Annotated in this window: 10 protein-coding genes; all 10 read left to right on the top strand. The window is 65.2% G+C overall.

Annotation, left to right across the window (positions count from 1 at the left end; translation table 11 throughout):
• The first annotated feature begins 190 nt into the window (after window positions 1–190).
• Window positions 191–595 carry a hypothetical protein gene (locus tag TVC13_RS05410; protein ID WP_422400200.1) on the top strand — a complete coding sequence of 135 codons (405 nt, stop codon included), beginning with the start codon at window positions 191–193 and terminating at the stop codon, window positions 593–595.
• 72 nt (window positions 596–667) lie between these two features.
• On the top strand, window positions 668–1,876 hold the full coding sequence (locus TVC13_RS05405) for a glycosyltransferase family 4 protein (protein ID WP_422400199.1): 1,209 nt from the start codon (window positions 668–670) through the stop codon (window positions 1,874–1,876).
• Window positions 1,873–3,618 (top strand): glycosyltransferase family 4 protein, encoded by a 1,746-nt coding sequence (locus TVC13_RS05400; protein WP_422400198.1) that lies wholly within the window; start codon window positions 1,873–1,875, stop codon window positions 3,616–3,618. Before TVC13_RS05405 ends, TVC13_RS05400 begins: the two co-directional genes overlap by 4 nt.
• Window positions 3,615–4,487, top strand: a complete 873-nt coding sequence (locus TVC13_RS05395) for an ABC transporter permease (RefSeq protein WP_422400197.1) — start codon at window positions 3,615–3,617, stop codon at window positions 4,485–4,487. The genes TVC13_RS05400 and TVC13_RS05395 overlap by 4 nt, the downstream gene beginning before the upstream one ends.
• On the top strand, window positions 4,474–5,367 hold the full coding sequence (locus tag TVC13_RS05390; protein ID WP_422400196.1) for an ABC transporter ATP-binding protein: 894 nt from the start codon (window positions 4,474–4,476) through the stop codon (window positions 5,365–5,367). Before TVC13_RS05395 ends, TVC13_RS05390 begins: the two co-directional genes overlap by 14 nt.
• Complete coding sequence (locus TVC13_RS05385; RefSeq protein ID WP_422400195.1) at window positions 5,364–7,274, top strand: glycosyltransferase family protein; 1,911 nt, start codon at window positions 5,364–5,366, stop codon at window positions 7,272–7,274. Before TVC13_RS05390 ends, TVC13_RS05385 begins: the two co-directional genes overlap by 4 nt.
• Window positions 7,255–8,541, top strand: coding sequence for a UDP-N-acetyl-D-mannosamine dehydrogenase (wecC, locus tag TVC13_RS05380; protein ID WP_422400194.1), 1,287 nt, complete (start codon window positions 7,255–7,257; stop codon window positions 8,539–8,541). The genes TVC13_RS05385 and wecC overlap by 20 nt, the downstream gene beginning before the upstream one ends.
• On the top strand, window positions 8,538–11,654 hold the full coding sequence (locus TVC13_RS05375) for a bifunctional glycosyltransferase/CDP-glycerol:glycerophosphate glycerophosphotransferase (protein ID WP_422400193.1): 3,117 nt from the start codon (window positions 8,538–8,540) through the stop codon (window positions 11,652–11,654). Before wecC ends, TVC13_RS05375 begins: the two co-directional genes overlap by 4 nt.
• Window positions 11,647–14,346: a bifunctional glycosyltransferase/CDP-glycerol:glycerophosphate glycerophosphotransferase gene (locus TVC13_RS05370; protein WP_422400192.1), complete on the top strand. Its 2,700-nt coding sequence runs from the start codon at window positions 11,647–11,649 to the stop codon at window positions 14,344–14,346. Before TVC13_RS05375 ends, TVC13_RS05370 begins: the two co-directional genes overlap by 8 nt.
• A complete protein-coding gene (locus tag TVC13_RS05365; protein WP_422400191.1) occupies window positions 14,343–17,786 on the top strand; it encodes a bifunctional glycosyltransferase/CDP-glycerol:glycerophosphate glycerophosphotransferase in 3,444 nt (1,147 codons plus the stop codon). Before TVC13_RS05370 ends, TVC13_RS05365 begins: the two co-directional genes overlap by 4 nt.
• Window positions 17,787–17,841: the final 55 nt, after the last annotated feature.

Raw genomic sequence — 17,841 nt, 5'->3', positions numbered from 1 at the left:
GCCCACCCCCACACCTGACCCGGGCCCTCCGCCGCCTCCGCCTGAAGAAACACCAGCGCCACCACCGCCCGGAAATACGGCCCCTCCGCCGGCTCAGACCACGCCGCCCGCGACGAACCCGGGCAATCCCGCTCCCGCTCCGGTTCCGTCCCAGAGTGCGGGTCAGCAGAACCCGTTTTCCGGTTACCCCGTGCACCCTGGCACCGGTTATGCAATCGAGCCGGGCACCAATAACCTGATCGATGCCCGGACCGGTTTGTACACGGACCTGAGGTGGGACCCCGTCACGGACACAGTCAGCAATGTCTTTGATTCAGTGGAAGACGCCGAGGCTCCGGAACCGTCGGCCGAGGCTGTGGAAAAGGCCAAGCCTACGGACTCTGCGGCACCCGCTGCTGCGAAAAAGCCCACGCCGGAACCCAGTCCGGAGCAGACTGTGGCCGCTGCGGACCGTGCCAGCGCTGAGTCCGGAACAGACTGGAGCACCCACTGGCTGACCCGGACCGCCGTCTTCGTGGCACTGGCCGGTGCCGGAGTTGCCTACTACATGAAACTGCAAAAAGGCACCCCCCGAATAATCAAAAGCAGAAAGTGAGTGAACATTAGGTAGACTGACCCTGCTTTACGTGGGGGTTCTCTAACGCGCCCCCGGATTCGGGGGAACAATTTGCGCGCACAACTGCTCACGCACTCATATTTGCCGGAGCACAGCCCGCCACAGCGTCGCTGGACCCAGCTCATCCGTACCTTCCGCGACCTGGACTGGGACGTGGAAGTTGTGGCGCCGGTAGCCCACTCACCCGCAGGGCGCCGTACGCTTCCCCGCAAAATTGCCGGCCGTGCCTTCCGCACGGACCGCGGACGCTACGGGGAAGTTATCCGCCGGGCTCCGTACCTCTGGCACCCCACCACACGGATGGGACGGTTCGCTGACCAGTGTTTCTCCGCAGCTGGCAGCGTACTGGCCGCCCTGATGGGGCCCAAACCCGACGTCGTCATCGCCACGGTGCCTTCCCTGCCCATCCTGGGTGCGGGCTTCGTGGTGGCCAAACTGCGCCGTGTCCCGTTCGTCGCAGACATGCGTGACGCGTGGCCGGACATCGCCAGGGACGCGCGGCTGATTCAGGGCGGTGCCAAGAGCCTGGTGGAGCGCGCAATCGTCGCCATCCAGCAGCGCGCGGACCTGATCGTCACCGTGACCTACGGATTTGCCCAGACCCTGCGTGAGCGCGGCCTGCAGAACGTAGCAACCATCACCAACGGGATCGATACCTCCACTCGTGAACTCCTTCCGCCGCCGGAAGAGAAAGCTGACCGCCTGGAAGTCCTGTATCTCGGGAACCACGGCGAGAGCCAGCGGCTGGAGACCATCATCAAAGCGGCAGCGCTGTCCCGGGACTGCGTCCGCCTGACCATGGTGGGACACGGCGTGCAGCGCCGCAGCCTCCGGGCGCTGGCCGAGGCACTGGATGCACCGGTGGAGTTCCACGAACCCGCACAGGGAACCCAGGCCGTCATGAGCTACTACCGCCGTGCGGACACCTGCGTCATCTCGCTGCGGGATGACTGGAAATCCTTTGAGACCACCATTCCCTCCAAAACCTATGAAGTGCTGGCGGTCGGCCGCCATGTCACGGGCATAGTCCTGGGCGAGGCACGGGAAATCATCGAGGAATCAAAGGCCGGAGACGTGGTGCGCTCGGACCCGGCTCTCATCGCCGCACTCTGGAAGGAGCTCGCACAGGATCGGAGCCGGCTGCTCACCGGATCCCTGGGCCGGGACTGGGTGGAACTGAACGCAAACGTCGAGATGCTGGGACGGGCCTACGCCGAACTGCTCGCTGCGGTGGCAGCGAAAGGCCGGGCCAGGGTTTGAGCGCCGTTAGGCTGTTCCGGAATTTCCGTCTGGCCGCCGCCACTGTCCTGGAACACGCCGGCGGGGATCCGGCTGTCCTGGCGCTGCAGGCCGCACGCCGGCTCCCGTCAGCCGTGGTGGACCCGGCAGCCCGCGCCGCCGCAGCAATGCCCGGCGTTCTCCTGCCGGCCATGTCGGATGTCGTCCGCGGCAATCCGGAAGCCGCCCGGCTGCGGATGCAGAAGGCCGCGGAGGCCGGACCCCGTGCACGCACAGCGGTTCGCCTGGCTGACGTCGCCACCGCTGCCGGTTATCCGGAACTGGCTGGGACCTTCCTCGAGTCAGTGCCGTCTACTGCACCGGGCCGCGCTGCCGCAGCAGCACGGCTGGCCTGGCACCGCGGAGAGATGACCGCAGCCGTTGGGATGCTGGCCGGGGGCACGGGTGCCGAGCGGCGGTTCCGGGAAAGGCTGGACAGCGAGCTGTCAGTGTTCCAGGGCTGGGAGCCCACACTGGCCTCTGTGCCCGGCTACCGAGGGCGCAGCTCCACTGTGCTGCATCTGCTCACCAACTCCCTGCCGCACACCGGAAGCGGTTACGCCCAGCGGTCCCACTCCCTGCTGAAAGCCCAGTCCGAGCAGGGCTGGGAGGTCCACGCCGTGACCCGGGTGGGATACCCCGTGCAGGTTGGCCTGCTGACCGCTTCGGCTCGGGATGTCATTGACGGCGTCACCTACCACCGGCTCCTGCCGGCTGCCCTGCCCCGGGGCATGGCAGCGCGCCTGCAGTTCCAGGCCGAGGAACTGCTGAATCTTGCCCTGTGCCTGCGTCCGGCCGTGCTGCACACCACCACCCACTTTGTGAACGGACTGGTTGTCCGTGCCGTGGCGGAAGCCCTCGGCATTCCCTGGGTTTATGAGGTCCGCGGACAGCTGGCGGACACCTGGGCTTCCACCCGAGGCCCCGAGGCGAGGAATTCCGAACGGTACCGGCTGTTCACCGAACGTGAAGTCCACGTCATGCGTTCCGCCGGAGCCGTAGCCACCCTGGGTCAGACCATGCTGGACGGGATTTCCGCCGCCGGCATCCCGGCGGAGAAGACGCTCCTGCTGCCGAACGCCGTCGGCGATGATTTTCTTTCCGACCCGCTGAGCGCCCAGGACGCCCGCCGGTCGCTGGGGCTGCCGGTCTCCGGTCCCGTCCTCGGCACGGTCAGTAGCCTGGTCAGCTACGAAGGGATCGACGATCTGCTGCGTGCATTCGCCGCCCTGGCCCCCGGGTATCCGGAACTCCTATGTCTTATAGTCGGCGACGGCGCGGCAGCACCGGCCCTGAAGAAACTGGCCGCGGAACTCGGTGTGGGGGACCGGGTAGTTTTCACGGGCAGGGTGCCACGGCACCAGGCCCGCCTGCACCATCAGGCAATCGACATTTTCGTCGTGCCTCGGAAGGATCTTGACGTGACACGTGCGGTAACTCCGCTGAAACCGGTGGAAGCGATGGCCTGTGCCAGGCCAGTCGCGGCCAGCGACCTGCCCGCGCTGGCAGAACTGGTTCTGGACGGCCGGGACGGGGTGCTGGCCAGGCCCGGAGACCCGGCTCACCTGGCAGACCGGCTTAAGACATTGATCGAGGATCCGGACCTCCGCGCCCGGATGGGCAGCGCCGGACGAACCAAAGTCCTGGCCGAGCGTACCTGGGCAGCAGTGGCCCTGCGCTCGGACGCACTGTACGGATCACTGACCGGGGGACGGAAAGCATGACGGCGGAACCCAAGCAGGCGGTCCAGCCGCTTTCGGTGGATTTCAGGAGGCTGCAGCGGGTAGGAGCCCGCCCCGGTTTTGTGGACTACCTGATCAAAGTCTGGGACTACCGGCACTTCATTTCCTATGACGCACGCGCACGCGTGCAGAGCGGAAACCGCCGCGACCGGCTGGGCAGCATCTGGCTGATCCTGAACCCGGTGCTGAACGGGCTGACCTACTACCTGATCTTTGGACTGCTGCTGCAAACCGGAGCGGGCATTGAGAACTTTGTGGGTTACCTGGTGATCGGGATCTTCCTGTTCCAGTTCAGCTCACGTTCAATCACCAACGGCGCCCGGTCCATTCAGCAGAACCGTGCCGTTATCCAGGCCTTCAGCTTCCCGCGGGCAACACTGCCCATCGCTGTGAACATGCGGGAGCTTTTCGCTAACATCCCGGTCCTGATCGTCATGGTGCTCATTGTGATGGTCCTGCCGCCCACGGAAGAGGTGACGTGGCGCTGGCTGCTGATTCTGCCGGCGGTCGCACTCCAATGGATCTTCAACCTTGGGGTGAGCCTGATCCTTGCCCGGGTTATTTCCAAGGTCAACGACGTCGTTCACCTGCTCAGCTTCGCGCTGCGTGCGCTTATGTACGCCAGTGCGGTGTTCTACAGCTATGAACGGTTTATCGACCAGCCCGTGCTGCTGCAGATCGTCCAGCTGAACCCGCTCTTCAACGTCCTGGACATTGTGCGCGACTGCCTGCTGTACGCGCAGGTTCCGGACTGGCAGTCATGGGCCATCCTTGCGTCCTGGGCCTTTGGGGCACTGGCCGTCGGCGCCGTGTACTTCTGGCGGGCGGAGGAGACCTATGGACGCTCTTAAGGATCTCGAATTCCTTTCCGCTGAGGACCCCTGTGTGGTCATCGATGAGGTGAGCATGCGCTACCGGGTGCCCTCCAGCGAATCCGCTGGACGGCCCGGCGGCCTGCGCGGCCTGGTCCAGCGGGTTGCCGGCCAGCAGAACATGGTGACCGTCAATGCCCTGAACACCATGTCCCTCGTGGCGATGCGCGGTGAATCCATCGGCATCGTGGGCCGGAACGGTTCCGGCAAGAGCACCCTCATGAAGCTGATCAGCGGGCAGATAGCTCCGGACCGCGGCGGTGTCTACGCTTCCAGTACGCCGATCATGCTCGGGGTCAACGCCGCCCTGGTGCCCGAGCTGCCCGGCGACCACAACGTGGTGCTCGGCTGCCTGGCCATGGGGCTTACCCATGAACAGATTGCTGAGAAGTTCGACTCGATCGTGGAGCTCTCCGGGCTGGAAAAAGCCATCCACCTCCCCATGCGCTCCTACTCCTCGGGTATGTCTTCGCGCCTTCGGTTCGCCATCGCTGCAAGTATTGATCCGGAAATCCTGCTCATCGACGAAGCTCTTAATACCGGCGATGCACAGTTCGCAGACCGCAGCCGCAAACGCATGGACGAGCTGCGCCTCAACGCCGGCTGTGTGTTCCTGGTCAGCCACAGCCTGGACACCGTCCTGAAGATGTGTTCCCGCGTGGTCTGGATGGACAAGGGAGACCTGCTGATGGACGGCGAGCCACGGGAGGTGGTGAAGGCATACAAGGACTTCACCAAGCAGCTCTCGAAGGGAAACAACATCTCCGCTGCGAAGCTGCGCACCGAGGCCATGGAGTCACTGCAGGTAACCCAGATTGTTGAACGTGCCACCGGACGCCGCAGCGCGAGGAGCAAATGATGCCCGTGCTTTCGGACCTCCGGACAGGTCTCTGGCACCTGCGCTCAGGAGGACCGGCCCAGGTGCGCGAATGGCGGATCCGCCGCCGTGCGGAACTGGGTTTCGCCGACCCGGCCAACACCCGCGGGATCGAAGCAGGGTGGATCGGGCGCGGCTCCGGCCGCAGGCTTTCCTTCCCGGCGGCAGCACCCGCGGCGCGGCCACCCCGGCGCACTGACCTCACGGTCGGCGTCATCCTCGATGAGTTCTCAGCCCAGGCCTTCGCGTGCGAATGGAACACTATCGCCCTGGACCCTGTCTCCTGGCAGGCCCAGCTTGAACAAACCAAAGTCGACCTGGTCTTTGTCGAATCTGCCTGGGCGGGCAACGGGCGCCTCTGGCGCGGGAAGATCGCCGGCCCGGCCGGCCCGGCGGAGCCGCTGGCGGCGCTCCTGGCATACAGCCGGGAACACGGGATTCCCAGCGTCTTCTGGAACAAGGAAGACCCTCCGCACTACGACGACTTCCTGCCGGCGGCCAAACTGTTCGACGTCGTCTTCACCTCCGACGAACGCCGGATAGTCCACTACGAGCGGGACCTGGGGCACCAAAACGTCGGGGTCCTGCCCTTCGCCGCCCAGCCGGCGATCCACAACCCGGCCCGGCCGCGCTACGGACGGCATGCCCGGGACATCGCGTTCGCCGGAATGTACTTCGCCCACAAATACCCCGAACGCCGCGAACAGATGGATCTGCTGCTCGGCGGGGCACTGGATGCCTCCGCATCCCTTCCGCACGGTCTGGAGATTTTCTCCCGCAAGCTGGGAGCCGATGCCAACTACCAGTTCCCGGCACCCCTGGACTCGCGCGTCGTCGGTTCCCTCAGCTACCCGCAGATGCTCTCCGCCTACAAGGGCTACAAGGTTTTCCTCAACGTCAATTCCGTGGTCGATTCGCCTAGCATGTGCGCCCGGCGGATCTTCGAAATCAACGCCGCCGGAACGCCCGTCGTGACTACGCCCAGCGCCGCCGTCACGGAGTTCTTCGCACCGGAGGAAGTGCCGGTTGCCCATAACCGGGCGGAAGCGGCGCTCCTGGCCAAGGCACTGGTCCGCAACCCGGAGCTGAATGACCGCACCGTGCACCTGGCCCAGCGGCGGATCTGGGCTGACCATACCTACGCCCACCGGGCCGAGGCGGTCCTGGCAGCAGCGGCGCCGCAGCATCACCGTCCGCTGCGCCGGCCCGCAGTCTCCGCACTGGTACCGACCATCCGGCCGCACCAGCTCGAGAGTGTGTACCGCACCGTGGCAGCCCAGCAGGACGTGGACGTTGAACTGGTGCTGCTCACCCACGGCTTTGAGGCGGAGGCGAAAACGCTACGGGAGCTCGCTGCTGCTTACGGCCTGGAAAACGTCCAGGTGCTCACCGCCGGCCGCGACGTTCCGCTGGGGGAGTGCCTGAACCGGTGCGTCCAGGCTGCCGGCGGCGAAGTAGTCGCCAAAGTCGATGACGACGACCATTACGGTCCGCATTACCTCAGCGACCAGCTTTACACCCTGGACTACTCTGGGGCGGAGATAGTCGGGAAGCAGGCCCACTACGTGCACCTGGCGTCATCCGGGGCCACAGTGCTGCGTTACGGTGCCCGGGAGCACCGCTACACGGACTTCGTCATGGGCCCAACGATTACTGCGCCGCGCAGCGTTGCCCTGGAGAACCCCTTCCCAGCCGTTGGCCTGGGGGAGGACACGGGGTTCCTGCGTGCCGCGGCGTCGAACGGCCTGCGGATCTACTCAGCAGACCGCTTCAACTACTACCAAATCCGGTCAGCGGCCGGACATACCTGGCAAATTGCCGACGCCGAGCTGCTGGCCGGCGGAGAGCTGAAATTCTATGGGGGACCGAGTGAGCATACAGACCTTTAATCCGGGGGAGATCCCCACGGACGTAAAGACCGTTGCCGTCATCGGGCTGGGCTACATCGGCCTGCCGACGGCGGCCATCCTGGCCGGCAAGGGCCTGAACGTGATCGGCGTGGACGTCAATCCCTACACCGTGGAAGCGGTCAATGAAGGCCGGGTTCCCTTCGTGGAGCCGGACCTGGGCGTGCACGTTGCCGGGGCAGTCAGCCAGGGGCACCTGCTGGCCAGCCCCACGGTTCCGGAGGCCGACGCCTACATTGTTGCCGTTCCGACGCCGTTCAAGGCAGACAAAAGCGCTGACCTCGCCTTCATCGAGCAGGCGGCCCGCAGCATCGCCCCGCGGCTGCGTCCCGGAAACCTGGTCATCCTGGAGTCCACCTCCCCTCCCGGCACCACCGCGCACATGGCGGACGTCATCCTGTCCCACCGTCCGGACCTGGCGGGGGACACTGACGGCGGCAAGCCTGCCGTCCTTTTCGCGCACTGTCCCGAACGGGTGCTCCCGGGCCGGATCATGATTGAACTGGTGACCAATGACCGGATTATCGGCGGACTGTCTCCCGAAGGTGCCCAGGCGGCAGCTGCCCTCTACAGCACCTTCTGCCAGGGCGGTATCCACCTCACCGACGCGACGACCGCGGAGATGGCGAAGCTCGTGGAGAACGCCTACCGGGACGTGAACATCGCCTTCGCCAATGAGCTCTCAGTCATCAGCGGCAACCTCGGAATCGACGTCTGGAACCTGATCGAGCTCGCGAACCACCATCCGCGGGTCAACATCCTCCAGCCCGGCCCCGGTGTGGGCGGACACTGCATCGCGGTGGACCCATGGTTCATCGTGGCCGCAGACCCCCGGAACGCGAAGCTCATCAAGACCGCACGCGAGGTCAACGACTCCAAACCCGGATACGTCGTCGCCGCGATCGAGGATGCAGCAGAGGGCCTCGAAGCCCCGGCCATCGCCGCACTCGGCCTGGCTTTCAAAGCCAACGTGGATGACACCCGTGAGTCCCCGGCCGTCCAGATCGTTCAGGAAATTGCAGCGCGCAACCCCAAGGCACAGGTCACCGTGGGAAGCCCCTTCGCCGGCGCCGCGCTGCCCCGGGAACTCAGTGCGCTGCCCAACGTTTCGCTGGCCGGCACGGACGAAGCGCTGGCGGGAGCCGACGTCGTTGCCCTGCTCGTGGACCATGACGCCTTCCGCGACATCACGCCGGATCAGCTGGCCGGCCGCCGGATCGTGGACACACGGGGATTCTGGCGGAATTGAGTACCAAGGCAACGGCCGCCGGCAGACTGGCAGCAGCCGCCCATCCCGCGCTGAAAGCGCGGCTCAAGCGGCTGGCCGCCGGACCGGCGCGTGTCCCGGACCGGGGACTGGTAAGCGTCATTGTGCCGATGTACAACGTTGCCCCTTACCTGGAGCGCTGCCTGACCTCCCTGGTGTCCCAGTCCTACCGCCGGCTGGAAATCATCCTCGTAGATGACGGCTCCACGGATTCGACGGCAGCCATTGCCGCAGGTTATGCACGCCGCGACCGCAGGATACGGCTCCTCAAGCTCACCCACGGAGGCAACGGGCGTGCCCGCAACACCGCCGTTAAGGCTGCCCGCGGGCGGTTCCTTGCTTTCGCGGATGCCGACGACGTGGTGCCTGCGGAGGCCTACGAGGCCATGACCGAGGCCCTGACACGGAGCGGCTCTGATTTCTGCACCGGCGCGTACGGACGTATCCGCGGGACAAAACGCACACCGGTGGCGCTCTCCGAGAGGCTGCACCGGCAGGAACGCACCGGCATTCGGCTCGCGGATGCCCCGGAGATCATTGATGACGTTTTCCTCTGGAACAAGATGTTCCGCCGGGAATTCTGGGAAGAGCGTGTTAGCCCCATCCCGGAAGGGATCCGGTACGAAGACCAGGAAACCACGGCCCGCGCCTACCTGCGGGCCCGGGCCTTCGACGTCCTGGCCCCGGTGCTCTACTGGTGGCGCATCCGGGAAGACGGATCCTCCCTCACGCAGGCCAAACACCTGCTGGAAGACCTAAGCGACCGGCTGACCGTAGCATCTGCAGTCACCGAGCTGTTTACGGAGGAAGCTCCGGGACCCGTACTGGAACACTGGCACCAGCGCCTGCTCGGCGCTGACCTGCTGCCGTACCTCGAGCAGGTACCGGATGCTACGGACGAGTATTGGGACCTGCTCAGCACCGGTGTGCGCCGGCTGGCCCCGGCAGGACCTGCCGGACTGGAACGAGCCGATCCGCAGGTCCGCGTCATGCTCCACCTGGCTGCGGAAGGCCGCCGGGAGGAACTTGCCGCTGCCGTCGTCGACAGAATCAACAACGGCACGGCGAGCCCCCTGGTGTTCGACGGCGCAGCCGTCACCGCTCGCCCGCCGTTCCTGCGGCTGCTCGGCGGGCCGGTGCCGGAAGAACTGCTCTCCGTGGATCCGGATGCCCTTGAACTGAAGTGCGCAGTCGACGGCGTGGAGTACGACGACGCCGGGGTAGCCGGGCGCGCCCCCGGCCACGCCTACGTGCGCAACGCGGACTGCCGCAGCACGATGCATCACCTTGCCGTTGGCGTGGACGGCCCACGCGGATTTACCACGCTGCCAGTTGAACGCCGGCAGGACCCGCACCTTGACCTAATCTCCGGAGACCGGAACTGCAGCTACGCAGATGCGGCCTTCACCGCGGACCTGACCGGTATCAACGCAGCCGAACTGCAGATCCGTTTGAAGGTGGCAGGGCATGTGCTGGAAGGCAGTGCCAGGCTGCCACAGCAGGCGGTGTCCGCGGTGCCTTCCGGTATCCCGTTCGTGGTGGGCGCCGGCGCGGCAGGAGAGAACCTGCACATTGATCTTGACCAGGTTCCCGCCAACGCGTCGTTCGCGCTGGTGACAGCGCGTTTCCGCATTCCAGCCGAGTCCACCCGCCTTCCCGGCGGCGGGACGAGGCTGCGGTTCGCACTGCACACCGAACGCTGGGGCCAGAAGGCGCCGGCACCGCCGTCGGACGCCTACACCCTGCGCTGGAGGCAGGACAGGGCAGAACCGGGTCCGGGCGACCGGGCTGTGGCAGTGCCGGAAGCCGCGGCCGGAACCTTGCCGTCCCTTCTATTGCCCGGCTGCCGGATCCGCGGATTCCGCGCTCCCGCCGGGGCCATGGCCGTGAGCATTGGCGCGCCCCTTGCCGACGACGAGGCCGGTGCGTTCCATTCGTACCGGCTGCGGCGGTCGGTCTTCGCGCCAGGCCGGTCCCGGGAGCTGCAGCCGGGAATCTTCTTCGAGAGCTTCGGGGGCAAGAGCTGCACGGACAGCCCCCGCGCGATTTCCGATCACCTTGCGGCATCCGGCTTCGAGGAACCCCTGTACTGGTCAGTGGCCGACCGTTCAGTGCCCGTCCCGGACTACGCCGTGCCGCTGCTGCAGGGCAGCACCGAATGGTACGAACGGCTGGCCACGACCCGCCGGCTGGTCAACAACAACAACTTCCCGTGGTTCTTTGCCAAGGCACCCGGACAGTTCTACCTGCAGACCTGGCACGGAACACCCCTGAAGAAGATCGGGCTGGACATCCCACAGCGTGCCCTGGCGCTGTCCTACCGGGACCTGATGCAGAGGGAAGCCCAGTGGTGGGACCTGCTGCTTGCCCAGAACAGCTTCGCGGCGGAAGTCCTGCCCAAAGCCCTCGGATACTCCGGGAAAGTCCTCACCGCCGGGTACCCGCGCAACGATGCGCTCGCCGTTCCGGGGGATACCAGGGAGCGGACGCGGGCGCTGCTGGGCGTCAGTCCGGAGCAGAAAGTCCTGCTCTACGCTCCCACCTGGCGCGACGCTGTGCGCAACGACGCCGGACAGTCGGATTGGGTGGGCCACCTGGACCTGGACCAGGCGCTGCGGCTGCTCGGCCCGGACTGGACATTGCTGGTCCGCGGACACCATAACGTAGCCGCCCAGCGCCGAATTAACGCTTCCGCACGGGTCCAGGACGTCACCGATTACCCGGAAGTCAACGACCTGTACCTGGCTTCGGATGCGCTGGTCACCGACTACTCCTCGGCTATGTTCGACTACTCGGTGCTCGGCAAGCCGATTCATTTCCTCGTTCCTGACCTGGCAGAGTATGCGGCCTCGCGCGGGTTCTATCTGGACTTCGCGGCTGACCTGCCGGGTGCTGCGGTCTCGGGAACGGCGGAGCTGGTCCGCGCCATCCGCCGGAATCCTGACTCGCTGCGAGGCGAGATCCGGGAGTTTGCCGGGCGCTTTGCGCCGCAGGACACCGGGAGCGCAGCTGCAGCCGCAGCACGGGCGCTCCTCGAGGCAACGGCAGACGCCGCGCCGGACCCATACCAATCGAAAGGCCCGACCTGTGGCTAGCGGACAGTTTTCCCTGGTAGTAGCCCTCTACAACGTGGGCGAGTACGTGCCTGCGTTCCTTGAATCGCTGCGAACTCAGACCTACCCCCTGCAGCACCTGGACATAGTGGTGGTCGACGACGGTTCAACCGACGACTCAGCCGCCATCGTCCGGCGCTGGGCTGCGGCACACCATCCCGGGCTGCGCCTGGTGCAGCAGGAAAACGCCGGCCCCGGAGCCGCGCGGAACACCGGGCTGCGGCTGGCAGCCAACACCTGGGTCACGTTCTGCGACCCGGACGACGTCTTCCACCCCCGCTACTTTGAAGAAGTAGCCAACTTCCTGGCCGGAGACGTGAACGGCTCCGCCCAGCTTCTGGCCACCCGCCTGGTGCAGTTCAAAGATGGCACCGCAACGCTCCGCCACACCCACCCGCTGGGCAAGAAGTTCCGCTTCGGCAACACCCTGGTGAGCCTGGAGGAGAACCCGGAGTACATCCAGCTCCACGGCCCCACCGCGTTCCTGCGCCGGGAAGTGCTGGCCGCCAACGGGCTAGAGTTCGATGCCCGCATCCGCCCCAAGTACGAGGACTCCAACCTCATCGGCCGCTACCTGGCTGCGGTGGAGGCACCGGTTCTGGGGATCATTGCCAGCGCACGCTACCTCTACCGCCGGGACCGCCGCCGCGGCGCGTCGCTGGTGGCCAGCGCCTGGGCTGATCCGCGGGCCTACGACGAGCTGCCCCGCTACGGGTACCTGGGCATGCTGCAGGACATCAAGGGCCGCCTCGGCACACTGCCGCACTGGGCCCAGTACATGGTCCTGTATGACCTGGTCTGGTTCTACATTGATGACAAGCGCATGCACAGCCAGACCGCCGGGGCGAGCCCGGAGCAGCAGGCCACCATGCACGCCCTGCTGGAGGAGATCTTCGGCCTCATCGACCTTGAGGTTATCGACACCTTCAGCGTCGTCAGCCAGGGATGGATTTTCCACAACATCCTGCGCAGCTACTACAAGAAGCAGGATGAAAAGATCCCCGTTGTCCAGGAATGGGAGCAGGATGAGGTGCGGGGAACCGTGCGGTATTCCTACCTTTTCCACGACGAGGTCCCCGAGGAGAAAGTCTTCGCCTCAGGCAAGGCGCTGGCTCCGCTGGCCGCCAAGACCCGGCATCACAGTGTCCTGGGAAAAACGCTGATCAAGGAGCGCATCCTGGTTCTCCCGCAGTCCGCTGAGCTGCAGATCCTGCTGGACGGTGAGGCGGCCGAGATCACCCGGGACCGGGAAGTACCGCTGCAGCCGGGCCGCCGGCCCACAGTCCTTCCGGGGTTCGAGCTTCGGGCTCCGGCGGTTCCCGGGAATCGCCGTAAGCCCGCTGCACTGGCCACCCGTCTGAGGGACAACCTGGTGGTGCACCGTTCCCTGCAGGGGACGGGAACTCTCACCGAGCTGGTTGCCGCGGTGCGCCGGCGCCGCCGCCGGATTACGGGCCGGGTGCGCAGGCTACGGAGCCGTGCGGCCGACCGTCGGCTCGTTGCCCGGGCACAGCAGGCACCCGCTGCCACCAAGTACAAGGACGCATGGATCCTGATGGACCGGATCGGGCGCGCAGATGACAACGCCGAGCATCTCTACCGCCACTTGCAGCGAGAACGGCCGGACATCAATGCCTGGTTCCTGCTGGATCGCAGAAGCTCTGACTGGGACCGCCTGGCAGCAGACGGTTTTAAACTCGTCGAATACGGCTCGGACGAGTCAGTGCTGCTCTACCTGAATGCTTCGTTCAAGATCTCTTCCCATGCAAACGGCAACGTTGAGTTCCCGGTGAGCCGGCGGCGGTTTGGGAACGGAACGGCACGCTTCGTCTTCCTGCAGCACGGCGTGATCAAGGATGACATGTCCCTATGGCTCAACGGCAAGGACATCCGGCTGATGGTCACGGCCTCCGTGGCCGAGCACGAATCCATTGCCGGGGACCTTAACAACTACAAACTGACCCCCCACGAAGTGAAGCCCACAGGTTTTGCCCGGCACGACGCACTGCTCCGTGCGGCCAAGGCTTCGCCGGTGGAGGAGCGGCGGACCATCCTGGTGGCTCCGACGTGGCGGCAGTATCTGGGCAAGGAACTCGCGGCTGCGGAGTCAGACGCCGAACGGGTGCGTATTTTCGAGCAGAGTGAATACGGCAGTGCCTGGCTGACGCTGCTGCGCTCGCCGGAACTGCGTGAGCGCTGCCTGGCGACGGGGGAACAGATCGTCTTCCTTCCGCATCCGGAACTGGAAGTAATGGTTCCGTTGCTGGACCTGCCGGACCACGTCCAGCCTGCGGCGTATAAGGATATTTCCGTGCAGGAAAAGCTGGTTCAGGCCCACACAATGGTCACGGATCACTCCTCCATAGCGTTCGATGGCGCCTATGCCGGATCTAGGATCGTGTACTTCCAGCCGGACAGCGATGAAATCTTCGGCGGCGGCCACGTTTACCGCAAGGGATACTTCGACTACGAGCGCGACGGCCTGGGGCCGGTTGCCGATTCTGTCGAAAACGCCCTGGGGTTCCTGACCAGGAACGACCCGGATTCCCTGCATGCCCCGTACAAGGAGCGCATCCGAGGAACCTTCCACCACTGGGACTCCAACAGCTGCGAGCGGATCACCGCGGCCATCGAGGCTCTGGAAGGCCCGGCAGCACAGAGGCCGGGACTGTGACAGTCCGCAGGAAGGCCGGTGCCCTGCTGCCCTCGCTCCTGCGGCGCACACTGCGTCCCAAGGGCCGCAGACAGGAATCCGCCGGCGCCCGCAAACCGGTGCTGAGTCTCATCCTCGTACCAGCGGACAAAGCGGCAGAGCAGGCAGCTGTCCGGACCCTTCCCAGCCTGCTGGCCCAATCCTACGAACCACTGGAGATCATCGTCGCGGGCGCCCACGCCTCTGCACCGGCAGTTCGCGAGCTGGCCGAAACTGACCTGAGGGTGCATTTGATGGGCCCGGAAACTACTCTCTCGGAGGCGTGCCGGTTGGCCACGGGCGACGCCGTGGCTCTTATTGAGCCAGGGACAGAGGTGCCGGAAAGTTACTATGCTGCCCTGCTGCCGGAGCTTCTTGCTTCCTCAGTGGACTTCGTCGCGGGACTGCATCCGCGTCCACGCACCACCGCAGGGAAGCAGGCGGCCCACTTCGGTGCCGCCAAGCGGATGGACCTCTCTCTGTCTAACCTGCCCAGCGCTTTTGCCGACACAGCCCTCTGGCCGAAACTCTTCACCCGATCCTTCCTGAAGTCCGCTTTGGACGAACTCCCTCCTGGGAGCCCGCGGATTGCGGCCACGATGATGCTGAGGGCCAGGTCGTTCGGGTATGTTCCCGTCGATGTGCCCGAGCCGGCCCGGGATGAAGGAAAAGCCCAGGACCTGCTTCACCTGTCGGAAGCCGCCCGGCGCCGCCTGGAACCGGAACTCGCTGCAGCACCTGACGACGCCGTTGGCTACTGGATTGGTGAATCCTTCGGGGCGCGCTGGGCGCTGCTCGCCCGCGAGGTACCCCGCCGGGACAGCGCTTACTGGAAGTCCCTGGGTGAGATAGCTTCGGTGCTCGTGACGACGCCGTCCGCACTTAGCCGCTTCAGTGTCCACGACCGTGTCCTGGCAGTCCTTGCCGCTGCGGACCGGCTTGAGGACTTCCGCACCGTCCTCGCCGAGATTCAGGACGGTGGGCGGGGATACCGTGTTCAGGCAGACAAGGATGAGCTGCTGGCTCACCCCTCGTATCTGCAGCTCCTGGGTCGGGAGGTGCAGCAGGACATCCTGAAGCTCTCCGCGGCAGACTTCCCGGTACGGAGCCGGCTTCGGGCGTTCGAATGGGAACCAGCAGGTCTAAGGATTGGCGGCTTCGCATATGTACCTGGAATGGGCGGTGAGCACGCTCCGAGCGTCAAGGTTTTCCTGACGGATCCGGAAACCGGCAATCGTATCGCCGTCGAAACAGAACGGGTGCCGAGCAACACGGTCAACGAGACCACTGGTGACCGCTGGAACGATTACTCCGGAGCTGGTTTCACCGCGCTCATCGGCCACGAAACTCTCAACACAGCCGCGGGCGCCAAGTCCACTACCTGGTTCGTGGAGGTGGAAGTTGCCTTCCACGGCAGGACTGCCAGCGAACGGCTGACCAAGAGGGACGGCGATTATGTTCCCTCACGCCTGCCGCTCGGCGCCGCCATAAACACGCAGCGCATGATTGCCCAGTTCGACCAGGTGCAGGGCCTGAGGCTGTGCACCGTCTCCTACCGCTATCTGGCCGCGCACCCCGGAACCGATGGCCATAATCTCGCTCTGGCATTCGTCGGCGAGGCGCCGTCCCGGGTCGTCCTGGAAGCAGCAGACAGGCCGGTCATAGAGCTGCGGCCGGTACCTGGGCAGCCCGCGGCCTTTTTCCTGCCTATCGCCGAGGCGGCCGCAGCCGAGGGCGGAGACGTGGTCTATCAACTGAAAGCAGCGGGAGCTGCGGGCGGCCTGGTGCCCGTGGGTGCGGCAGAAGGAAGTACCACCCTCAAGGACATCAGTGCAGAAGTCCGTCCTGCCGTAACTGGTTTCGGCTATGTCACCCTGGGAATCACGGACCGCCGCATTGAGGTCACCGGCTGGTCCCTTTCGGGTGACACGATCACCCTTCAACTCACAGGACCGGGCACCCACAGCCTGGTACCGGAATCCGTTCTGCTTGAGGGTCCAGACGGGACCTGGCCTGCAGGGGGAATCGAACGGGGGGACAGCGGGACGGTGCGGGCCACTTTCTCGCTGCGCCATAAACGCTGGGGGAGAGAGCCGGTGCTGAAGCCGGCTGGCCGCTACCGGCTGAAGATCACTGAATCCGGCGCGACGGACATCCGCATGGTGGAGACCGGACCCGCGCTCGCAGGCGCCGCGGCCGGGTGCACTCATCCTCGTCTGCGCATCCGCACCACAGCCCTCAGCACCGGAGATCCCTTCCAATTGCGCATCGAATCGCCCCTCACCGAGTTCGAGAGAGGCGCATACAACCAGCAGCGGCTCATCGAGGACTACCGGAGCAGCGCAGATCCGCTCGTTGATGCTGTGTTCTTCGAGACTTTTGGAGGAACGTCCGCTACAGACAGCGGATTAGCTATTTGCGAGGCACTCGCAGAGCTGAAACCGGGTCTGCGGCGCTATTGGAGTGTGGCCGACCCGTCCGTGGCTGTGCCGGCTGGAACCGTTCCCCTTCACCGGTATTCGGCGGAGTGGTACCGGGCGCTGGGCACGTCAAAGTATCTGGTCAACAACAACACTTTCCCCGTGTTCTTCCGCAAGAAAACCGGCCAGGTCTATCTGCAGACCTGGCACGGAACGCCTCTGAAACGCATCGGTTTTGATACACCGGTCCAACGGCTCACACCGTCCTATCTGCGGACTTTGGCCCGCGAACCCTCGGAATGGGATGCGCTGCTCGCGCAGAGTCCGGCCGCTGCCCAGCTGCTGGCCGGCGCGTTCCGCTACCAGGGCCAGGTGCCGGTGCTCGGTTATCCCAGAAACGACGCCCTAGCAGCCGAGACAGCGGCTGCAGAACGGAAGAGGGTTCGTGAGGTCCTGCAGATTCCGGACGAACAGACCGTAGTGCTCTATGCGCCTACCTGGCGGGATACCGAGCGTACCCGCGGGGACCGGCATGCAGTGGTTAACTATCTGGACGCGGGGCTCGCACTGGCTGCCCTGGGCTCCAACTACACGATCCTGTTCCGCGGTCACCACAACGTGGCAGGCCAGCGGTCCGCAGCCGGGATCAATGGACTTGCGGATCTGACGGATTATCCGCAGATCTCTGATTTGTCTCTGGCCGCGGATCTGCTGGTGACCGATTATTCGTCCATCATGTTCGATTATGCGGTGACGGGGAAACCAATGTTCTTCCTGGTCCCCGACCTTGAGGAGTACCGGGACAGCACGCGGGGATTCTATTTCGATCTCCAAGAGCATGTACCCGGGCCGCTGGCCCACAGCGCAGCCGAGCTCTTTGAGCAGATCCTTTCCTATCAGGCGGAAGAGTGGCGCCCGGCTTACGACGCGTTCGTCAGCAAATTCGCTCCATACGATGACGGACGTGCTGCCCGACGGGTTATCGAGCAGATCTGGAACTGATCCGTCCGGGAACACTTGTGACATCGAACACACTGGTGATATAGGGTGCTCTAGA

It is taken from the genome of Arthrobacter sp. 3Tela_A (assembly GCF_049311025.1).
GTDB lineage: Bacteria > Actinomycetota > Actinomycetes > Actinomycetales > Micrococcaceae > Arthrobacter_B.
Note: the sequence above shows the minus strand (reverse complement) of the source record. Positions and strands in the feature narration are given on the sequence as shown.

Excerpts from the sequence above, each read along its gene's own strand:
- TVC13_RS05390 (WP_422400196.1), top strand. The coding sequence starts at position 4,474 with ATGGACGCTCTTAAGGATCTCGAATTCCTTTCCGCTGAGGACCCCTGT.
- TVC13_RS05395 (WP_422400197.1), top strand. The coding sequence starts at position 3,615 with ATGACGGCGGAACCCAAGCAGGCGGTCCAGCCGCTTTCGGTGGATTTC.
- TVC13_RS05385 (WP_422400195.1), top strand. The coding sequence starts at position 5,364 with ATGATGCCCGTGCTTTCGGACCTCCGGACAGGTCTCTGGCACCTGCGC.